8 protein-coding genes and 1 pseudogene are annotated in these 6,909 nt (G+C 35.6%); all 9 read left to right on the top strand.

Annotated elements, in window-relative coordinates:
* Positions 1 to 377: pseudogene (locus tag ABF281_RS03795) on the top strand (acetylornithine carbamoyltransferase); the annotation flags it as partial.
* 54 nt (positions 378 to 431) lie between these two features.
* The gene (gene argB / locus ABF281_RS03790) at positions 432 to 1,211 is read left to right on the top strand and encodes an acetylglutamate kinase (protein WP_347180370.1); all 780 of its coding nucleotides are present in this window, start codon (positions 432 to 434) and stop codon (positions 1,209 to 1,211) included.
* A 104-nt stretch (positions 1,212 to 1,315) separates the two neighbouring features.
* Positions 1,316 to 2,377, top strand: a complete 1,062-nt coding sequence (locus ABF281_RS03785) for a M20 family metallo-hydrolase (protein WP_347180369.1) — start codon at positions 1,316 to 1,318, stop codon at positions 2,375 to 2,377.
* A gap of 241 nt (positions 2,378 to 2,618) precedes the next feature.
* Positions 2,619 to 3,581 (top strand): leucine-rich repeat domain-containing protein, encoded by a 963-nt coding sequence (locus ABF281_RS03780; RefSeq protein WP_347180368.1) that lies wholly within the window; start codon positions 2,619 to 2,621, stop codon positions 3,579 to 3,581.
* A 206-nt stretch (positions 3,582 to 3,787) separates the two neighbouring features.
* On the top strand, positions 3,788 to 5,191 hold the full coding sequence (gene lpdA / locus ABF281_RS03775; protein ID WP_347180367.1) for a dihydrolipoyl dehydrogenase: 1,404 nt from the start codon (positions 3,788 to 3,790) through the stop codon (positions 5,189 to 5,191).
* A gap of 184 nt (positions 5,192 to 5,375) precedes the next feature.
* Entirely contained in the window at positions 5,376 to 5,585 is a 210-nt protein-coding gene (locus tag ABF281_RS03770) for a CDGSH iron-sulfur domain-containing protein (RefSeq protein ID WP_347180366.1), read from the top strand.
* A gap of 18 nt (positions 5,586 to 5,603) precedes the next feature.
* Positions 5,604 to 6,044: a thioredoxin family protein gene (locus tag ABF281_RS03765; RefSeq protein ID WP_347180365.1), complete on the top strand. Its 441-nt coding sequence runs from the start codon at positions 5,604 to 5,606 to the stop codon at positions 6,042 to 6,044.
* 21 nt (positions 6,045 to 6,065) lie between these two features.
* A complete protein-coding gene (locus ABF281_RS03760; RefSeq protein WP_347180364.1) occupies positions 6,066 to 6,506 on the top strand; it encodes a Rieske 2Fe-2S domain-containing protein in 441 nt (146 codons plus the stop codon).
* A 12-nt stretch (positions 6,507 to 6,518) separates the two neighbouring features.
* Positions 6,519 to 6,909: FAD:protein FMN transferase (locus ABF281_RS03755; protein ID WP_347180363.1), on the top strand; the 391-nt coding region annotated here is incomplete at its 3' end.

Below are 6,909 nucleotides of genomic sequence, written 5' to 3'. Positions count from 1 at the left end.
TGGCACATGAAGATGATTTTGAGGTTGTGATTACCCATCCTAAGGGATATGAATTGGATCCTGAAAAAACAAAAGGGGCAAGGATTGAATATGACCAAAAGAAGGCGTTTGAAGGTGCGGATTTTATTTATACTAAAAACTGGTCCTCATACAAGAATTACGGGCAAGTAGCGTGTGAAGATCGTTCATGGATGATTACTGCTGATAAAATGGAGGTAACAGATCAAGCCAAATTTATGCACTGTTTACCGGTTCGTAGAAATGTTGTTGTTGCAGATGAAGTGATAAATTCAGAACAATCAATTGTGATCAAACAGGCAAACAACAGAACTTTCTCTGCGCAGGTAGTCCTAAAAAAGATGTTAGAAAATTTATAAATAGAGTTGTTCGCAATTGCCTCTTGGTTTTTGCGGATAGCTAAAAAACAGAAAATGAAACAAAAGCTAACCATTGTAAAGGTAGGAGGTAATGTCATTAACAATGCAGAAGCATTGGCACATTTTTTATCTGATTTTGCTGCCCTGGAAGGAGATAAGATTTTGGTACATGGAGGAGGGAAACGTGCGACACAATTATCGGAATCTTTAGGATTGAAGTCCACCATGATTCATGGAAGAAGGGTGACAGATAAATCAACTATTGAAGTCGTGACGATGGTCTACGCAGGGTTGTTAAATAAAAATATAGTCGCCACTTTACAAAGTAAAAATTGTAATGCTATCGGTTTGTCTGGTGCGGATGGAAATTCAATTCAAGCACACAAACGAGAAGTTGTTGATGTTGATTACGGTTTGGTTGGGGATGTTGACGGTATCAATGCTAGAAATATAGCTACCTTTATTGGGGGAGCCATGGTGCCTGTTTTTTGTGCTATTACTCACGATGGAAAAGGACAGCTGTTAAATACGAATGCAGATACTATTGCCAGTTCGATAGCAGTGGGGATGTCAAATTTGTACGAGGTATCATTGGTGTATACTTTCGAAAAAAATGGGGTGTTAACTTCTGTAGACGATGACAACTCTGTGATCACAAATATCAATCAGGAGAAATATGATGAGCTAAAAATAGAAGGGATTATTGCAGATGGAATGTTGCCAAAAATGGAAAACTGCTTTGATGCCTTGCAAAAAGGAGTATCAGAAGTGATTATAGGAAACCCAACAGTAATTAACAATAAATCTCAGTTGTTCACAACGTTAGTCTTGTAAATGATTTAAAGTATACGATTTCCTGTAAATGATAGAAGTATATTTTTGGTTAGCATTAATGAATCTAAAAGGGCATCAAGCTTAGTTGAGGTGCAATAATAAACATGATGAAGAAACTACAAACAGAAGCGCTTGAATTATTAAAATGTTTAATTGAAACTCAATCTTTTTCAAAAGAAGAAGAGCCCACAGCCGATTTGTTAACGAAATGGTTAGTGAATAGGGGTGTTGAGGTAAAGCGCAACTTAAATAATGTTTGGGCCGTAAATAAGTATTTTGATGATCGCAAAACAACTATTTTGTTAAATTCGCATCATGATACAGTTAAGCCAAATCAGGCATATACACGTGATCCCTTTGAGGCAAAGATAGAAGATGATAAATTATATGGGTTGGGGGCTAATGATGCTGGAGGATGTCTAGTGGGTCTTATGTCAGCCTTTTTATATTTTTACGATCAAAAAGATTTAAAGTATAATTTTGTGTTGGCAGCTACTGCTGAAGAAGAAATTTCAGGGGAAAATGGAATTGCATACTTGCAGGATATCATGCCTCAAATTGATTTGGCAATCGTAGGAGAGCCTACCTTGTTGAATTTGGCTATAGCAGAAAAAGGGTTGGTGGTGTTTGATGGAAAAGTAACAGGAACTCCTGGTCACGCCGCTCATATTCCAAATGACCAAAATCCGATTTTTAAAGCGTTGAAAGATTTAGAATGGCTAAATTCTTATCAGTTTTCAAAAACATCTCCATCTTTAGGGGAGGTAAAAATGACGGTTTCCCAAATCAATGCTGGTCATCAGCATAATGTCGTGCCCTCAGCGTTAACTTTTGTGGTAGATTGTAGGGTAACAGATCAGTATACCAATGCAGAGATTGCAGAAATCATCTCTACAAACACTTCTTGCGAAGTGGTTCCTCGCTCGTTAAGATTAAATTCCTCCTTTATAGATCCAAATCATGAATTGGTCAAAGCGGGTGTTGCAATGGGAAAAACAACATACGGTTCTCCAACCTTATCTGATCAGTGTAGGTTGACTTGTCAATCTGTTAAAATAGGTCCAGGAGATTCACTACGTTCTCACTCTGCAGATGAATTTATTTATGTCGAAGAAGTGTATCAGGGGGTAGAATTCTATATAGATTTGTTGTCAAAAATAGTATAGAATCATACTTCGATTCTTATGAGGCTAGAGAGTTCTATTGATGAGATATGTGTTTTTCACAGTGTTCTTGTTTTGTCAGTTGTCAAGATGACTTAGCCATTTTTAATGGTGTGGATGCTATTCCTTGTCTCTATCATTTCCGTTATTAATTTTAAATAATCATCAATATATGTTTAATATTTTTAAATAATATATAAAAAATATTAAATATTTTATATATTAGTATAATTAAACACGAGAAATGATGAGAAATTTAGAAATATTGATGATTGCGCTATTCACCATAGGGATTACTTATGCTCAAACATTTGATACAGTTGAAGGCATAGCGTATACCGTGACAGACTCATCTGCCCAGACTGTAGCTATTACAGATTACTCGGGTACTACCACAGATATTGCAATCAGTGCAACGATTGAAAATCAAGGAATCACTTATGCTGTAACAAGTATTGGAGATTATGCTTTTCAATTTTCGAATTTAACAAGTGTGAGTTTCCCAAATAGTATTACGAGCATAGGATCTTCTTCGTTTAATTCTAATTCTTTAACTAGCCTAACACTTCCGGATAGTGTGACAAGTATTGGACAAACTGCTTTTGCTTTTAATGCAATACAAAGTATTACTTTTCCCAGTCATCTAGAAATCATTGATTCTTACGTGTTTCAAGATAATTTATTGACCAGTATAGATATCCCAGAAGGGATAACTACTGTAAAGTATTCTGCTTTTAAAAACAACAAATTGGCTAGTGTCACTATTCCTTCAACTATAGAGCGTATTGGAGATTTAGTTTTTCATAATAATGAAGAGTTGGCAATTGTGACGATTGCTAGCTTAACTCCATTTGCTTTAGGGGATGCTTTCCAAAACAAGGAAAATATAGACTTAGTCATTCCGAAGGGAGTGTCAGGTGCTTATGAAGATGCTCAATGGACAGGATTTAAAACGGTTACAGAAGATGTAAATTTGGATACTAAGATGATCTCAAAAGAAGTCTTGCAATTAAAGATCAGCAATACAAAATTGTCGGTTGTGACCTCAGCAAGTAACGTGGAACAAATTTCTGTAATGAGTGTCATAGGTCAGTCAGTTGCAGACGGTTTAGGGTCAAGTGTAAAGATTTCACATTTACCTTCAGGGATCTATATTGCTTTGTTGAAAACTACGAATGGGATTGTAAGTCGAAAATTTATAAAATAAGGCTACTAAAGAGCTCAATATTATATGAAGGATGGCTCCAGAGAACATTTAGTTTTGTGGGGCATTTTTTTTAAAAAAGCCTTGTTGTGATTTGAATATCGCCACGAAAAATCAACAAAAAACAAAAAAACGTTATTTGATGTTATTTGACTAAAACACTTGCTTGCTTTTATTTACTTTTGTTGAACATAAGTAAAAACAATTTCATGAACAAGTACGATGTGACCGTTATCGGTTCTGGGCCAGGAGGATATGTAGCAGCTATTCGTTGCGCACAATTAGGATTAAAAACTGCAATTATTGAAAAATACAGTACTATGGGTGGTACTTGTTTAAATGTAGGCTGTATTCCTTCTAAGGCGTTATTGGATTCCTCTCATCACTATTACGATGCAGTTTCACATTTTGACAAGCACGGAATAGGAGTAGACAATCTTACATTAGATTTTCCAAAAATGATTGAGCGTAAAGCTGAGGTAGTAGCTCAGACTTGTTCGGGAATCAATTTTTTAATGGATAAAAATAAGATTGATGTTTATGAAGGAAGAGGAGAGTTTTTTGATACAACCCATATTAACATTCACAAAAATGATGGTTCAGTAGAAAAAATAGAATCAGAAAAGACCATTATCGCTACAGGATCTAAACCTGGATCTTTACCTTTTATAAATATAGACAAAGAAAGAGTGATTACCTCAACGGAGGCTTTAAAGCTAAAAGAGGTGCCTAAGCATTTGATTATTATTGGTGGTGGTGTAATTGGCTTAGAACTTGGTCAAGTGTATAGACGTTTAGGAGCCCAAGTATCTGTGATAGAATACATGCCAAAAATTATTCCAGGAATGGATGCGATGTTGTCTAAAGAATTACAAAAATCATTAAAAAAGCAGGGATTAAAGTTTTTTGTGAATCACAAAGTGACATCAGTAACCAATACAGGAGAAGGTGTAAAAGTTACAGCAGATAACAAAAAAGGGGAAGAAGTTGTCTTTGAAGGGGATTATACTTTGGTTTCTGTAGGTCGTGTTCCTTTTACAAAAGGATTAGGATTGAACAACGTAGGGATCAAAACCACACAAAGAGGTCAAATCGAGACCAACAGTCACCTGCAGACTAACATAGATAATATTTATGCTATTGGAGATGTAGTGAAAGGAGCCATGTTGGCTCACAAGGCAGAAGAGGAAGGAACTATGGTTGCAGAATTGATTGCTGGTGAAAAACCACACATCGACTACAATTTGATTCCAGGAGTCGTTTACACTTGGCCTGAGGTTGCTGCTGTAGGTAAAACAGAGGAACAATTAAAAAAAGAAGGGGTAGCTTACAAGTCAGGTTCTTTCAATATGAGAGCTTTAGGAAGAGCAAGAGCCTCTATGGATACAGACGGGCAAGTAAAGGTTTTGGCAGATGCAGTTACAGATGAAATATTAGGAGTACATATGATTGGAGCTCGTGCAGCTGATATGATTGCAGAGGCGGTTGTCGCCATGGAATTTAGAGCTTCTGCTGAAGATGTTTCAAGAATGTCTCATGCACATCCAACTTATACTGAGGCAATCAAAGAAGCTTGTTTGGCAGCGACTGCAGACAGAGCTATACACGCATAGAACATTTTATATCTCTACACATAAAAAACCGCTCCATGCTTTTGGAGCGGTTTTTTATGTGTAGAGCTCTATTTTGTTCTCTAATTTTAATTAAAATGCATAGTTAAAGAAACGACTAAAGTAATTTATACTGTGTCTTATTATAATTTTATATAGATTTAAAGAAATTTAAAAATAAAAAAATATGCCAGTAATAGAGCTTAAGAAAGGGAAAACATATAAATATTGTGCTTGTGGGCATTCTAAATCTATGCCTTTTTGTGATAGTGCTCATGCAACCAAAGGAGGAGGGAAGCCTATTTTATTTACAGTGGAAGAAGATGGTGGCGTTGCTCTTTGTGGTTGTGGAAAAAGTAAAAATAAGCCTTATTGTGATGGAAGTCATAACGGATAGAATGTAAAATTGTTATTGATGAAGCTACTCTTATCCTTTTTTGTTTTCACATTGTTTGCCTTTTCTGGTTACAGCCAAAATTGGTTCACAAATTTCGAAGAAGCAAAAGCAATTGCAGTTAAGGAAGGTAAACCTATTCTTTTGGTTTTTCAAGGATCAGATTGGTGTGCACCTTGTATCAAACTAGATCGGGAAATATGGAGTACAGATGTCTTTAAAAATTATGCAAGAGCACATTATGTGATGGTTCAATTAGATTTTCCAAGGAGAAAAAAAAATGCATTGCCAAAAGCACAAGCAGAGGTCAACGGAAAGTTATTTGAAATTTACAATCGTAATGGTATTTTTCCTTTCGTAGCTATTTTAAATAGTCAAGGAGAATTGCTTGGGGAGAAAAGTTATAAAAAAACCACTGTAGAAAAGTACATCAATGAAATAAACAACTTTCTTCAACCATAAAGGAAGACTAATCAATATATCATGAAACGTAAGGAATTTTTAAAATCAATTGGAGCAGGAGCTGCTTTTGCAGTTACTTTCTCTTGTTTAGGGGGATGTTCAAATAATAATGGAGATGAATTTCCAGAAGAGATTACTCTTGATCCAGATCCTATAACGGGTGCGCTTTTGACCATAGACCTATCTGAGGATTCGTCAAGTGCTCTAAAAAAGAATGGAGGATACTTGATCAAAAATAGAATTGTAGTTGCAAAAGACTTGTCAGGAGATTATGTAGCAGCGACAGTAAGATGTAGTCATGAGCCTAGAGATAAAGTGATTTTTAGAGATAATGAATATTATTGTACTCAGCATGGTGCTCGTTATGATCTAGAAGGAAAAGGGTTGAATAAAGATGGTAAAAATGGCTTAACGACTTATACCACATCTCTAGAGGGAAATATATTAAGTATCATGGCTTAATTGTTAGTTTAAATGAAGCTCAATTCCTTTTCATTTGTGTTGTTTTTTTCTGTGTTAAGTTATGGACAGCAGTCTTACCAGAAATCAATGATGCTCATGGGCTGTTCTTTTGAGATTACTGTTGTTGGAAATGATGAAAAGATTGCAAATCGCCATATAGATGCAGCAGTTAAAGAAATAAAAAGGATTGAAAGTTTAATTTCCTCTTGGGATCAAAATACTCAGACCTCTTTGATCAATCGATTTTCTGGATTGAAACCCGTAAAAGTTAATGCTGAGTTGTTTCATCTCATCAAGCGAGCATCAAAAATTTCTAAACTGACAGAAGGAGCATTTGATATTAGTTATGCGTCTATGGATCAAGTTTGGTTTTTTGACGGTAGTATGACCAAAATCCCATCTG

The organism is Wenyingzhuangia sp. (assembly GCF_039768515.1).
Classification (GTDB): Bacteria; Bacteroidota; Bacteroidia; order Flavobacteriales; family Flavobacteriaceae; genus Wenyingzhuangia.
This window is presented reverse-complemented; position numbering and strand designations above follow the sequence as displayed.